This is a genomic window from Actinomadura montaniterrae, assembly GCF_008923365.1.
GTDB lineage: Bacteria > Actinomycetota > Actinomycetes > Streptosporangiales > Streptosporangiaceae > Spirillospora > Spirillospora montaniterrae.
Genome location: NZ_WBMR01000085.1, coordinates 1 through 12,314, shown reverse-complemented (window position 1 = coordinate 12,314; position 12,314 = coordinate 1). Strand labels below are relative to the sequence as shown.

The window sequence follows — 12,314 nt, the reverse complement described above, 5'->3', positions numbered from 1 at the left end:
ATGACCGAGATCCAGATCGTCCGCGAGTTCCTCTCCGCCCTCGAGGCCCTCGACGTCGACCGGGCCCTCGCCCTCGCCGCCCCGGGCATGGTCTACCAGAACGTCCCGCTTCCCCCCGCCCGCGGCCTCCCCGCCGTCGAGAAGACCCTGCGCGCGATGACCCGCTACGGCACGGGCTTCGAGGCGCGCGTCCACAACATCGCCGCGAACGGCCCCGTCGTCCTCACCGAACGCACCGACGTCCTCGAGGCCGGCTCGTGGCGCGCCGAGTTCTGGGTCTGCGGCACCTTCGAGGTCCACGACGGCCTCATCACCCTGTGGCGCGACTACTTCGACTGGACGACCTTCCTCGCCGCCTCCGCCAAGGGCCTGGGCGGCGTCCTCCGCGCCGCCCTATCCCCCCGCCCCCGAACCCGCACCAGCTAGCAGCGGCCGTCACTCCGCCCCGTACAGCTCGATGATTCGCAGCGCCAGCTCCGCGCGCCCGTCGCGCGGCGCAGGCGGGACCGGTGCCCGCTCGGCCTGCGCCAGGATCTCGGCCCCCTCGCCGCGCACCTGGGCGATGTGCTCCTCCAGCCCCTGCTGCACCTGCGCCACCTGGTCGGACGCGCCCACCAGGGCCGCAGCCTCGCGGGCGAGATGCGCGGGAGTCTGGGCCACCGCGACGGGATCGCGGCCGGTCGCCGCGACCTGGCCCGGGAGCCCGAGATCGGTCCAGGTCACCTGCCAACCGGGCCAGCGCTCCGCGTGATCCTCCGCTCGGAGCGGCTGCACGGGCCACGCCGTCACCGTGCGGGTCTGGACGTCGATCAGGGCCCCGCTCCTCACGTGCTCCACCCGGGGCAGTGACGTGCCGGGCGCGGACTCCAGCGCCGGCACCAGCTCCGCGCCCGACCTGAGGACATCGGCGATCCTGTACATGGTGCTGAAGTCGCGGACCACGCCGTCGCCGAACCGGACCGTCAGGATCGTCTCGGCGTCCAGGTAGTAGGGGTCGGGATCGCCGTGCTCGGTGATCTCGCGCCGCTGGTCCTCGACGTTCTTCGGCACGCCCAGCATCCGCATGCCCTCGTTGAGGCTCGCGACCACCTCGTCCACGGCCGGCCCGTCCTCCGGCTCCCGAGTACTGATCAGTCCCTCGGGAGCGAGCCCGAGATGGGCGACGACCTCGGCGTGCTCGCGGGCCGCCCAGCGGACCGTCCACCCCGGCCACAGCTCCCCGACCAGGCGCAGCAGCGCCCGCCGCAGCTCGAGGTTCACGCCCGCCGCGCAGTGCTCGCTCCAGAACAGCAGTGTCCGGGTGTCAAGGTCCAGCACCAGCGAACCCTCGCACCACACGTCGTCGGTCAACTGCTCCCGGGTCTCCAGGGAGCGGATGTAGGACTCCAGCTCCTCAGGCCCCATCAGCGGATCGGCCCCGAGGGAAAGCGCCCCGAACTGGGAATAGTGCACCCGGTGCGCGCCCCGCTCCACGACAACGTAGTTCGCTCGATGCCCCATGCCATCCGATTCTGGGCACCCCCCGCCCCCGGAGTCGACCGCTTTACAGCCGCTGCGGGGAGTGCCCTGGTGAAGGGTAGTCGTTAGGTGTTGAACTACGTTTGGACGGTGTGGGACGCTCTGGTGACTGGGGACCTCTTCGGGTGAGGAGTCGGGCGTGACCGCAGCAGCCGAGGGTGTCGAGGCGTGGCACGGGCTTTACGATGCGCTCGCCGAGGAGCACGACTACGAGATCGGCGAGATCGACGGGCGGCTTCCGGACGGTCTGGTCGGGACGCTCTACCGGAATGGCCCCGGATGCTGGCAGGTCGGTGAGACCCTGCTCGACCACATTTTCGACGGCGACGGAATGGTGTCGCTCTTCTCGTTCCCGGGTGACGGCCGGATCCATTACCGGAACCGCTATGTAAGGACGAGGCATTACCGCTACGGCCAGCGGAAAGGGCGGGCCGGGCTGCGTGGGCTGGGCACTCAGCGGCCCGGCGGGGTATTGGGCAACATGCTCCGGCCGCCGGCGAACGTCGCCAACACCGGAGTGGTGCTCCACGGCGGGCAACTGCTGGCGCTATGGGAGGGCGGACGGCCCTATCGGCTGGACCCGGACAGCCTGGAGACGCTCGGCGAGCACTCGTTCGACGGTCGGCTGAAGCTGATGTCGGCCTTCTCGGCGCACCCGTCGCGCTGCCCGGAGACCGGCGAGCTGTTCAACTTCGGAATGGACTTCACGCGGCTGCGGAGCCTGCGCTGCTACCGGGTCGATCCGCGCGGGAAGTTGCAGCACATGCCGCGGATATCGCTGCCCTACAGTCCGTGGAACCATGATTTCGCGCTCACCCGCCGCTACCTGGTGTTCGTCATCAACCCGGTCATTCCGAAGGCGGGGCCGATCCTGCTGGGGACCGGGTCGATAGCGGATGCCCTGACCTACGAGCCGGATCGCCCGACGTGTTTCGCGATCGTCCCCCGGGACGGCGGCAAGGCGCGGGTCATCGAGCACAAGGCGCTGCTCGGATTCCATTTCGTCAACGCGTTCGAGGACGGCGACGACGTGGTCGTGGAGTTCGTGCGCTTCGCCGACTGGGACCAGGTGGCCACCCGCTTCCGCGATTTCCGCACCAGCGATTTTCCATGGGGTGACGCGCTGATGCGATATCGAGTCTCCTCGTCCGGAAGAATCGAGGAACAGGAGGTGTGCGGCGGGCCGATGGAACTGCCGCATGCCGACGTCCGCCAGGCGGGCCGCCCACATCGCTACACCTATTTCGCCGGCCGCACACCGACCAGCACGGGCATTCACGCATACGACCACGTCACCGGCCGCCGGACGACCCATGAACTGCCGCCCGGACACGGTTTCGGCGAGCCCGTGTTCGTACCCCGAACACCCGATGCGGACGAAGGGGACGGCTGGCTGCTCACCCTCGCCTACGACCCGGACGAGCACCGGTCGCGGTTGCTCGTCCTGGGCGCCCAGGACGTCGAGGCAGAGCCGCTCGCCGTCGCCCATCTGCGCCACCACATCCCCATGGGCTTCCACGGCTCCTTCACCACCCGTATAGCCACCCCTCCGCGTTGACGCGCTGGTTCTGGCGCAGACGCGCTGTCTGATTTGGGGAAGAACGGGCTATTTCTATGCTGTCCAGACGGGATCGTTTGTTACAGCCGGGAAAATCTTCTTGATCGGCTGTTGAATCCTGCCCCTTCTCGGACGTTTATATCGGCGACAAGGCTCGCTGGCCCTCGCGTGGAGAGGCGACCCCTCCGCGCAACCCCGATGAGAGGCGATGGTCGATATGCCCAGGTTGCTGTCAGGTGACCTCTTCGATGCGATCGAGGATCGATTCCGGGAATCCGGTATGGTCGCGATAAAACTGGACGAGCCGGTATGGTGCGGAAGCCCCCTCGATCTCGGTCAGGTGCGCGACCTGTTGCTCGAGGGACACGCGTCTGAGGACTTCCAGGACGAGGTTTGGCGGAAGATCGTTCAACGCGCGCGGGGCGGCGACGAGCAGTGGAAGCTCGCGGCGATCTGGCTGCTGCTGCCGGCACTTCGCAAGATCTCTCGTCACTACGGCGGATGGGGAGCCGACAGCGGCGACGTCGCCTCCGAGGCCGTGACCGCCTTCTTCGAGGAACTGCAGAAGGTGGACGCCGCGCAGGCCAGGATCGGTGCATCGTTGTGGTGGGCTGCGCGTCGTCGCGCGGCGCAGGTGCGGCTTCAGAGGTCGCGCGAAGTGCCGAGCGAGGAACTCGCGCTGAACGCCGCACGGCAGGAACTGGGCGATCATGAAGTGCGGCCGCTCGTGGAGGCCGTCCACGAAGGCGTGATCTCCATCTCGGAAGCGCAACTGATCAACAAGACGCGTCTGGAGGGGGAGCGCCTGGGGGCGATCGCGGAGAGCATGGGGCTCCGCTACCAGGCCTGTCATCGGCGTCGCGCCCGCGCGGAGGGGCGGCTGGTCGGGTATCTGCGAATTCAGGGAGATGCCGAGGACTCGACCCCGGAAAAGCGCGGACACATGCACCCTCGACCCGAGGGAGACGCGGCTTGACCTCAATGCGGCTTCCGCACGGCGAGAGGTCCCGGCAAAGTGACCGTCCGGGACATGTGCTGCCTGTGACGTTTCCCGAATTGTTCGGTCTTCCTGTCGTGGTCGATCTCCGGACCGCTGGACGCGCTGTCGGAGTCTCCATCGGCACGGCATACAAGCTCGTCCATGCCAATGCTTTCCCGTGTCCCGTGATGAGACTCGGGCACCGCTACAAGGTGCCGACCGCCGCGCTCATTGAGGCGCTGCACATCGACCGGATTCCGGTCTATGAAGAGGACGTGGAGAGCGGCGCTGCGTTCGCCGAACGGACGGCCTGACGCCGCACCTCGTGGTGATGGACGGCGGATCCACCACGTCCGTCAGCTTTTGGGGAAAGCTTGGCGTTCCATGCCCTTAAAGGGGTCTTTGGGGTGGAATGGTCGAATCCATGGCGCCTTCTCGGACTCCATCGCGGCCGGGTTTCCGCCCACGGCGGCTGGCCGCGGCCTTCGCCTGGCTGTCCGCGGCCGCACTCCTCGGTGCCTGCGGAGAGCAGACCCAGCACCAGACGCAGCAGGAGCCCACCCGGACGGTGACGAAGTCCCCACCTAAGAGCACGCCCCCACCCGTGACCACGACCGTCCCCGCCCCTCACCACTCGGCCACCGGCAGCCCGGCCCCGAGCAGCCCGGCCCCGAGCAGCCCGGGCCTCGACCCGCGCTTCCGCACCTGCAAGGAGGCCAACGCGCACGGCTATTACGACTACGTCAGGGGCGTCGACCCGGAGTACTACTGGTACATCGACCGAGACCACGACGGCATCGACTGCGAACCCGGCGAAGTCGAGACATCGCCCCCGTCGGCGCCAACCGAGCAGCCCTCGTCTCCTACCGAGTCGCCCTCGCCTTCCACCGAGCAGCCCTCGCCTCCCACTCAGGAGCCGTCTACGCCTACCGAGCCGCCGCCAACCACTGAGGAGCCGTCACCGCCCGAGACCAGTGGACCGCCTTCCACCGAGGAGCCGTCGGCCCCGAGTTCGGGCGACCAGCACTCGTCCGACCAGGTCCCAGGCGGCGAACCCTTCGCCACCCCGCTCCGCCCCCACCTGACCGCCGCGACGACCTGAGTCATGGATCCGCTAGGTGCGCGCCCGACCGTCGCTCCGCCACGCACGCAGCGCCTCCGCCTTCCCGTCGAAGTCCCGCTCCTTCACGGGCCCAAGATCGCACGGAACAGGAAGAGCGACGGTTTCGCCATCGTGCAGCACCAGGAGTAGGCGCCTCCCGGTCACCGTCTTCTCGGCCCGGACCTCTGACATCTGCGACCAGAGGATCCGCCGATCCCTCAGACGTCGAAGAACCACGCCGTCACGCTCGCGTTCTACCGACTCGCGCTGGAACCGCCACGCATTCAACGCGAATGGAAGAGCGACGACCAAGAAGATGAAGTTGGCGATACCGACCGCGACACCGGCCGCCAGCGCCATGGCGGCGGCCAGCACCGCTCCAACGGACCAGAACGAGACAAGCACGGACCGATAGGACTTCCGTAGCTCGTGTTCGCTACTCAACGTCAACGCCAGCCTTTCGCGGCCAGTGGGGCTCAGTGGTCGGCCAGGGGCTTCTTGTGCTGCCAGTTGTCCCAGTCGCGATAATGTCGGCACGGAACGCCTTCGGCACCACCCCACCGCAAGACGCGCATAGCGGATACGACGCCAGCGACCACCGTCCCGTTCGTCCAGCGTTGGGCGCTTAGGAGCGGAACAGGGAGACCACAAGAGGCCGGAGCCGCACGGACATCTCGTCCGGCACCTCGTCGGCCCCGCACCAGCGCGCCTCTAGGACCTCTGCCGGATCGAGCGACAGCCGCCCACCCGTCACCCTGGCCTCGTAGTACGCCTCCACCCGATGGCGGAAACCGCTGGCGACGTGAAACGGGGTCCCGTCGACCTCCACCTCCAGCGAGGTCTCCTCCCGTATCTCGCGGGCCACGCCGTCCTGCAGCCGCTCGCCCGCGTTCACGTAGCCGCCGGGCAGTCCCCACGCGCGGTACTCGGGCCACAGCCGATGCCGCAACAGCAGAACCCGCCCCTGCTCATCTCGGACGACGCCGGCCGCATAGACGAGGAACGTGTCATGCCGGAACCGCGCAAGCCGCCACTGCACCCGCCCGCCCAACCTCCGCCAAACCCAGACAAGCCCCCGCCGCCCCACAGCCCGACCACCCACCCAGGAATCCTCCCACGCCATCCGGCGGTCGATGATCAGTACGGCGGGTCGCGGTCAGGCCTCGTGGCGGATGCGGTTCAGGAAGCGCGTCCACTCGGCCGGGGAGAACTCGAGGACGGGGCTCCGATCGAGCTTCGTGTCGCGGACACCGATCGTGCCGTCGACGGCTCGACCAGCCTCAACGCAACCACCATTCGGCTCGCTGTGGCGTGATTTGCGCCAGCCGTGGAAGTTCTTGGTCATGCCCTCGATCCTGTCTGCTCGGAGAGCTCGTTGGCTACCCGATCGAGGAACGTGATGCTGTCTTCACGAGGCAGGGCGGCCTCTCGCAGGCGGTCATAGATTCTGGTGTATCGCGCCACATCGCCTCGCTGGGTCAACACCAGGTCGGTGGTGACGGTGTCGACCACCGCCAAGGGCGAGTCGCCTGGCTCTGCGAAGGTGTAGAGGTAGAACGCCGATTTGGGAAGGAAGCCTCCCGGAATCCTGGCGTCGTGCCGGAGCACACGGATGGCCACCCGTTCGTTCGCGGCGACCACCCTGATCATGTGACGGAGTTGGGCGGCCATCGCCTGCGGTGGTACAGCCAGCCGGTGAATCACGCACTCGTCCAAAACGGTCTCGTAGGAGGGACCTTCTGGCCGAAGGAGTTCCTGTTGCCGTCGAACGCGTGCCTCGGCCATGCGCTCCGGAACGTAGTCGAGCTTGCCTTGGCATTCGTCCAGTTCCACGAGCGCTGAGATGAACTCGGGCGCCTGCAAGACCGCGGGCATCACGGTCTGGTTGTACTCGCGTACGGATTCCGCGCTGTATTCGAGGTCGGCGTAGAGTTTCTGGCGAGGGCCCATGGACATGCCGTAGCGGTCCCACCAGCCTTTATGGGCGGCCTCGCGGGCCAGCTGGAGAATGCGGTCGTGGCGGCCGCCGGTGATCCCCAGGGCGTCGAGCATGTTCATGATGTCGGCGAGGTCGGGGCGGACCTGGGCGTTCTCGAGACGAGTGATCTTGGTCCGGGACTGGTACAGCAGCCGGGCCAGAGCGTCGGTGGTCAGGCCATGGCTCTCGCGGAGCCTGCGGATCTCGGCGGCGAGCCGACGGCGGCGGACGTACGGGCTCGGCATGAGTCGCCTCCCTGAGACGGAGCGATGACCGTATGTGCGGATCCATGACTTTCCGTGACTGTCGTCGAGGGCAATGTAGCGACCGCAAGCGGGCATGACGTCGATATCGGCACGGGCCGGAGAGCGGATCGCGAAATCAGCACGTGCGGGATTTGCACGGGCGGGCTTCGGTCGTGCGAGGGCCGCCCGTGCCAATAACCCCGTCGAGCCCGATAGGTCGCCGGTTCTTCGGACTCGAGGCGCGACTCGGTGTGACGATCGGCCTGCGGAACAAGGGTGTCCCGACTGATCCGCAACGCGAATGTCCGTCCCGACCGAGGTGTCCTCATGTGTTCGACGATGCTCCGCGAAGCCGAGTCCGCGCCGCTGTGCTGGCGGCGCTCGTTCCCCGGCGGTGCCGAGCAGGCCCGCGCCGTCCGCCGCTTCGTCGGCTGCCTGCTGGCCGGCTGCCCTTACCTCGACGACGTGCTGCTCGCCGCCGACGAACTTGTCGTCAACGCGCTCCGGCACACCAAGTCCGGCCAGGAAGGCGGCGCGTTCACCGTCGAGGTGGCGCGGCACGCCGGCCGCGTCGCGGTGTCCGTGGCCGACCAGGGCGGGCCGGGCGAGCCCGTCGTGCTGCACGCGGCCGAACTCGCCGAGGGCGGGCGCGGGCTGCGCACGATCTCGCTCACCGCCGAGAGCTGGGGCTGGCACGGCAACGACAGGGGCCGGACGGTGACCGCCGTGTTCGCGGGGGAGTGGTCGGCGTGAGGCGGGCCGCCTGGACACACCACCAGGTACGCCAGCGGGTGCATGCGGTGATGACGGCGGCGATGCGCGCCGACGCGCACGCGATCGAGGTCGCGCTCGGCCGCGACGAGCGGCTCGACCCGTACAGCCGCCGGTTCTCGGTCGACGCGCGGCGGCTCGTGCTGGCCTGCTCGGCCGCGCTCACCTGCGTGATGGCTGCGCACCGCCCCGACGATGACCCGCACGGCCGCGAGATCTGCAGCGGCTGCGGCACCCCCGACTGCCGGACCCTGCAAGGCGTGTCCGACGTCCTCGCCGCGTACGCCGTGCGCCCGGTCGCCGTCGACCGTGCCGAGGCCTGGCGCCGCGCCGACGCCCATTTCGCGGCCGGCTCTCGTCCCGTGCCGCTTGTCGTCGAGGAATTCCCGTATGGGTTCGTCGTCCGCCGCGCGCTCGACACCGGCGACGACGTGAGCCCGCTGCTGGTCGTCGACCGGGAGACCGGCGCGCTCACCCGCTGGCCGTCCATGCCGTTCGACATCCTCGCCCGCGAATACGAGCGCTACCGCAAAGGGAGCTAGCCGGTCCGGAAGTCGTCCGGGCAATAATGCGTTCGCGGTATGCAAGGGGAATGGATGGTTTGCGCTTCGCCTATTTCTGGCTCAAGGGAAATGGCGGGTGCGGGCACCCCTGCGGCACCGGGTGGTCCCGCGATGGCCGGGGGTGGTGCCGCTGGTACGGCTGGTGAGGGTGTGACGGGCGAGAGTCGTCCGAGTATGACGTTAATGCGGTGATGCCTTGCTGTCCGCCATTTCAATGGCGGAATGTGACGAAATAAAGTTGATCAGGTCGGGGCTTGGGGGAATGGTGGGGCGGGTATGTGGTGGGGGACTCGATTCGGTACGTCGCCCCGGAGTTCAGATGCGCCTCTCCCGCCCCTGTATGGCCGTTTTCGGTGCGGTGACCTTCGCCGCCGGCATGATCACCTGGTCCGGGTCCGCTTCGGCGGCCGGGACGAACTACGTCGCCCTCGGCGACTCCTACTCGTCCGGTACGGGGGCGGGGGATTACGACCCGGCCAGCGGGGCGTGCAACCGGAGCAACAACGCCTATCCGAAACTGTGGGCCGCGGCGAACGGGACGAGCTCGTTCACGTTCGCCGCGTGCTCGGGTGCGACGACCGCGACGGTGGCGTCGGGGCAGCTCGGCGCGCTGAGCTCGGCGACGACGCTGGTCAGCATGACCGTCGGCGGGAATGACGCCGGGTTCAGCGACGTGATGGAGACGTGCGTGCTGCATTCGGCGTCGACGTGCCAGAGCGCGGTGGCGTCGGCGGAGAGCTTCATGAAGAACACGCTGCCGGGCCGGCTCGACTCGCTGTACGGCAAGGTCCGGGCGAAGGCGCCGGGCGCGCGGGTGGTGGTGCTCGGGTACCCGCACCTCTACAAGATCGTGAGCGTGTGCGTGGGGCTGAGCAACACCAAGCGGACGGCGCTGAACGGCGCCGCCGACGTGCTCGACGGCGTCGTGAAGGCGGCGGCCGGGCGGGCCGGGTTCACCTGGTCGGACGTCCGCGACGAGTTCTCCGGGCACGAGCTGTGCTCCGGCGACGACTGGCTGCACGCGGTGACGATCCCGATCGGCTCCAGCTACCACCCGACCGCCAAGGGGCATCGGCTGGGCTACCTGCCGGCGCTCACCGGGTCGGCGAAGGCGTTGCTGCAGAACCAGACCTGAGAAGCGGCGCCGACGCCGTGGCGAGGGCGCACGCCATGAGCAGGGCGCTCATCCAGGCGGGGGAGCGGTAGCCGAGGCCCGCGCCGATCGTGAGGCCGCCGAGCCACGGGCCGATCGTCGCGCCGACGTTGAACGCCGCGGTGGTGAGCCCGCCGGCGAGCGTCGGCGCGCCGTCGGCCAGGTGCAGGACGCGGGCGATGAGCGCGGGTCCGGTGCCGAAGGCCAGCATGCCCTGGACGAACACCAGCGGCACGGCGGCCAGAGGGGAGCCCGCGGTGAGGGCGAGGGCGGTCCAGCCGGCGGCCAGCGCGGCCATCCCGGCGACGATCAGGGTGCGCGGGTGGGCGTCGGCGACGCGGCCGCCGATCGTGACGCCCGCGAAGGAGCCGAGCCCGAACAGCGCCAGCAGCGCGGGCACCCAGGCGGCGCCGACGCCGGTGACGTGCGTCGCGAGCGGCGCGAGGTAGGTGAAGGTGCAGAACGTCGCGCCCTGGAACAGCGCGTTCGTCGCGAGGGCGGCGAGGAGCGGCCGCGAGGACAGGACGCGCAGCTCGCCGGCCGCGCTCGCGGCGGGGGCGCGGTCGTCCGGGATCGTCCGGGCGATGGCGGCGAGCGCGGGCAGCGATACGAGGGCCACCGCCCAGAACGCCGAGCGCCAGCCGAAGTGGCCGCCGAGCAGCGCGCCGGCGGGGACGCCCGCGACGCACGCGACGGTGACGCCGCCGACGACGACGGACGTGGCGCGGGCCCGGGCGTCCGGCGGGACGAGCGCGACGGCGGCGGCGAGCGCGACCGCCCAGAACCCGGCGTTGGCGAGCGCGGCGGCGACGCGGGTGGCGAGCAGGACGGCGTAGCTGGTGGTGACGGCGCCGAGCACGTGGGTGGCGATGAAGGCGGACAGGAACGCGAGCAGGGCGCGGCGGCGTCGCCGGCGCCGCGCGAGCAGCGACATGGCCGGCGCGCCGGCCGCCATGCCGATGGCGAAGGCCGAGGTGAGCAGCCCGGCAGCGGGCACGGACACGTGCAGGCCGGCGGCGATGCCGGGCAGCAGGCCCGACAGCATGAACTCCGAGGTGCCCTGGGCGAACACGGCGAGGCCGAGGACGTAGACGGCGAGAGGCAAGGCGGAACTCCCGAGACGGCGAACGGTGGGTGCGCTGAATCGGTGGGGGCAGTGCCGCGGACGGCCGTCAGCGACGGCGGCGGCGAGAAGAGAAGGCCCTCATGGTGACGCGATCGCGTCGGAGGGCGGCCCGCACCGCGGCGCGGCGGCCGTCGAGGGGCCGGGCGCGCCGGGGGTCAGCGTCTGTTCGCCTCCGGGCCGGACATGGGCGCGAGGCTACCAGCGCGGCGGCGCGGGCTCCACACGATAATCGGCTCGTCGAGAGGAGACGGGATGATCGTCGACGCGTGGATGCAGCACGGCACGGTCCGGTTCCTGCGCCACGAGATGCTGGACTCGCTGTGGCGGTGGACCGGGCAGAAGCCTCCGGACGAGGAGGTGCCGGTCTCGGTCACGGTCGGCGCCATGGACGCCGGCGGGGTGGACGTCGGGCTGATCAGCGCCTGGTACGGCCCGGAGGGCGCGCTCGTGAGCAACGACGAGGTCGCGTCGTTCGTCGCGCAGGCGCCGGACCGGCTGGCGGGCGTGGCGTCGGTCGACCTGCGCAGGCCGATGGAGGCCGTCCGGGAGCTGCGGCGGTGCGTGGACGAGCTGGGCTTCAAGGCCCTGCGGGTGGTGCCGTGGCTGTGGGAGCTGCCGCCGACGGACCGGCGGTTCTATCCGCTGTTCGCCGCGTGCGTGGACCTCGGGATCCCGTTCTGCACGCAGGTGGGGCACACCGGCCCGCTGCGGCCGAGCGAGACGGGGCGTCCGATCCCGTACGTCGACCAGGTCGCGCTGGACTTCCCGGAGCTGGTCATCGTGGGCGGCCACATCGGGTACCCGTGGACGGAGGAGATGGTCGCGGTGTGCCGCAAGCACCCGAACGTCTACATCGACACGTCGGCGTACACGGTCCGCCGGTACCCGCCGGAGCTCGTCCGGTACATGGCGCAGGACCGGCACCACAAGGTCATGTTCGGCACGAACTTCCCGATGATCGCGCCGGAGCGGGCGCTGAAGGGCCTGGACGAGCTGGGCCTGGACGACGCGGCGCGCGAGGCGTTCCTGTCCGGCAACGCCCGGGCGGTCTTCCGGATCTAATGATCTACAACGTAAAGGCGGTCACCGGCGCAGCGTCCGGCAGGCCAGCACGCCGACCGGGACGGGCGCCCAGAACGTGACGGCCCGGAACACCAGCACGGCGTGCAGCGCCGGGCCGGGCGCGATGCCGCCGGCGGCCAGCGCAGCGACCAGCGCGGCCTCGGTGGAGCCGATTCCGCCGGGCACCGGCACCGCCGCGCCCGCGGTGGCGCCTGCCAGGTAGGCGGCGAGCAGCGCCGGCGCGTCGGCCGGCCCCGCG

The 12,314-nt window shown here is 69.9% G+C and carries 16 protein-coding genes; 9 read left to right on the top strand and 7 right to left on the bottom strand.

Annotated elements, in window-relative coordinates:
• A complete protein-coding gene (locus F9B16_RS26150; RefSeq protein ID WP_151542783.1) occupies positions 1-426 on the top strand; it encodes a limonene-1,2-epoxide hydrolase family protein in 426 nt (141 codons plus the stop codon).
• Between the two features lie 9 nt (positions 427-435).
• On the opposite strand, the gene F9B16_RS26145 is transcribed toward F9B16_RS26150, so the two are convergent.
• Positions 436-1,500 carry a hypothetical protein gene (locus tag F9B16_RS26145; RefSeq protein ID WP_151542782.1) on the bottom strand — a complete coding sequence of 355 codons (1,065 nt, stop codon included), beginning with the start codon at positions 1,498-1,500 and terminating at the stop codon, positions 436-438.
• 157 nt (positions 1,501-1,657) lie between these two features.
• Here F9B16_RS26145 and F9B16_RS26140 point away from each other — a divergent pair, with 157 nt between their 5' ends.
• From F9B16_RS26140 to F9B16_RS26125, 4 genes are all read left to right on the top strand, one after another.
• Positions 1,658-3,076 carry a carotenoid oxygenase family protein gene (locus tag F9B16_RS26140; protein WP_192808996.1) on the top strand — a complete coding sequence of 473 codons (1,419 nt, stop codon included), beginning with the start codon at positions 1,658-1,660 and terminating at the stop codon, positions 3,074-3,076.
• 208 nt (positions 3,077-3,284) lie between these two features.
• Positions 3,285-4,052 carry a hypothetical protein gene (locus F9B16_RS26135; RefSeq protein WP_151542780.1) on the top strand — a complete coding sequence of 256 codons (768 nt, stop codon included), beginning with the start codon at positions 3,285-3,287 and terminating at the stop codon, positions 4,050-4,052.
• Positions 4,053-4,117: 65 nt separating this feature from the next.
• Positions 4,118-4,369: a DNA-binding protein gene (locus F9B16_RS26130; protein ID WP_225991953.1), complete on the top strand. Its 252-nt coding sequence runs from the start codon at positions 4,118-4,120 to the stop codon at positions 4,367-4,369.
• 290 nt (positions 4,370-4,659) lie between these two features.
• Positions 4,660-5,157, top strand: a complete 498-nt coding sequence (locus F9B16_RS26125; protein WP_225991952.1) for an excalibur calcium-binding domain-containing protein — start codon at positions 4,660-4,662, stop codon at positions 5,155-5,157.
• Positions 5,158-5,169: 12 nt separating this feature from the next.
• Here the strand turns inward: F9B16_RS26125 and F9B16_RS26120 are convergent, their stop codons facing one another.
• The 4 genes from F9B16_RS26120 to F9B16_RS26105 all read right to left on the bottom strand — a co-directional run bounded on the left by F9B16_RS26120 (position 5,170) and on the right by F9B16_RS26105 (position 7,380).
• Positions 5,170-5,562: a hypothetical protein gene (locus F9B16_RS26120; protein WP_151542778.1), complete on the bottom strand. Its 393-nt coding sequence runs from the start codon at positions 5,560-5,562 to the stop codon at positions 5,170-5,172.
• A 220-nt stretch (positions 5,563-5,782) separates the two neighbouring features.
• A complete protein-coding gene (locus F9B16_RS26115; RefSeq protein WP_225991951.1) occupies positions 5,783-6,196 on the bottom strand; it encodes an NUDIX hydrolase in 414 nt (137 codons plus the stop codon).
• Between the two features lie 117 nt (positions 6,197-6,313).
• Complete coding sequence (locus F9B16_RS26110; RefSeq protein WP_151542776.1) at positions 6,314-6,502, bottom strand: DUF397 domain-containing protein; 189 nt, start codon at positions 6,500-6,502, stop codon at positions 6,314-6,316.
• Positions 6,499-7,380, bottom strand: coding sequence for a helix-turn-helix domain-containing protein (locus tag F9B16_RS26105; protein WP_151542775.1), 882 nt, complete (start codon positions 7,378-7,380; stop codon positions 6,499-6,501). Before F9B16_RS26105 ends, F9B16_RS26110 begins: the two co-directional genes overlap by 4 nt.
• Positions 7,381-7,707: 327 nt before the next feature.
• Here F9B16_RS26105 and F9B16_RS26100 point away from each other — a divergent pair, with 327 nt between their 5' ends.
• From F9B16_RS26100 to F9B16_RS26090, 3 genes are all read left to right on the top strand, one after another.
• Positions 7,708-8,133 carry an ATP-binding protein gene (locus tag F9B16_RS26100; RefSeq protein ID WP_151542774.1) on the top strand — a complete coding sequence of 142 codons (426 nt, stop codon included), beginning with the start codon at positions 7,708-7,710 and terminating at the stop codon, positions 8,131-8,133.
• Positions 8,130-8,693 carry a hypothetical protein gene (locus F9B16_RS26095; protein WP_151542773.1) on the top strand — a complete coding sequence of 188 codons (564 nt, stop codon included), beginning with the start codon at positions 8,130-8,132 and terminating at the stop codon, positions 8,691-8,693. The genes F9B16_RS26100 and F9B16_RS26095 overlap by 4 nt, the downstream gene beginning before the upstream one ends.
• 361 nt (positions 8,694-9,054) lie before the next feature.
• Positions 9,055-9,849 (top strand): SGNH/GDSL hydrolase family protein, encoded by a 795-nt coding sequence (locus F9B16_RS26090; RefSeq protein WP_225991950.1) that lies wholly within the window; start codon positions 9,055-9,057, stop codon positions 9,847-9,849.
• Here the strand turns inward: F9B16_RS26090 and F9B16_RS26085 are convergent.
• Positions 9,809-10,972, bottom strand: a complete 1,164-nt coding sequence (locus tag F9B16_RS26085; RefSeq protein WP_151542771.1) for a Cmx/CmrA family chloramphenicol efflux MFS transporter — start codon at positions 10,970-10,972, stop codon at positions 9,809-9,811. The two genes, F9B16_RS26090 and F9B16_RS26085, sit on opposite strands and share 41 nt — an antisense overlap.
• A 273-nt stretch (positions 10,973-11,245) precedes the next feature.
• On the opposite strand from F9B16_RS26085, the gene F9B16_RS26080 reads away from it, so the two are divergent.
• On the top strand, positions 11,246-12,055 hold the full coding sequence (locus F9B16_RS26080) for an amidohydrolase family protein (protein ID WP_151542770.1): 810 nt from the start codon (positions 11,246-11,248) through the stop codon (positions 12,053-12,055).
• A gap of 21 nt (positions 12,056-12,076) precedes the next feature.
• On the opposite strand, the gene F9B16_RS26075 is transcribed toward F9B16_RS26080, so the two are convergent.
• Positions 12,077-12,314: lysylphosphatidylglycerol synthase domain-containing protein (locus F9B16_RS26075; protein ID WP_151542769.1), on the bottom strand; the 238-nt coding region annotated here is incomplete at its 5' end.

Bases quoted from the DNA above. Each gene is read 5' to 3' on its own strand.
- F9B16_RS26110 (WP_151542776.1), bottom strand. From the start codon at position 6,502: ATGACCAAGAACTTCCACGGCTGGCGCAAATCACGCCACAGCGAGCCG.
- F9B16_RS26105 (WP_151542775.1), bottom strand. From the start codon at position 7,380: ATGCCGAGCCCGTACGTCCGCCGCCGTCGGCTCGCCGCCGAGATCCGC.
- F9B16_RS26150 (WP_151542783.1), top strand. From the start codon at position 1: ATGACCGAGATCCAGATCGTCCGCGAGTTCCTCTCCGCCCTCGAGGCC.
- F9B16_RS26145 (WP_151542782.1), bottom strand. From the start codon at position 1,500: ATGGGGCATCGAGCGAACTACGTTGTCGTGGAGCGGGGCGCGCACCGG.
- F9B16_RS26100 (WP_151542774.1), top strand. From the start codon at position 7,708: ATGTGTTCGACGATGCTCCGCGAAGCCGAGTCCGCGCCGCTGTGCTGG.
- F9B16_RS26090 (WP_225991950.1), top strand. From the start codon at position 9,055: ATGGCCGTTTTCGGTGCGGTGACCTTCGCCGCCGGCATGATCACCTGG.
- F9B16_RS26080 (WP_151542770.1), top strand. From the start codon at position 11,246: ATGATCGTCGACGCGTGGATGCAGCACGGCACGGTCCGGTTCCTGCGC.
- F9B16_RS26135 (WP_151542780.1), top strand. From the start codon at position 3,285: ATGGTCGATATGCCCAGGTTGCTGTCAGGTGACCTCTTCGATGCGATC.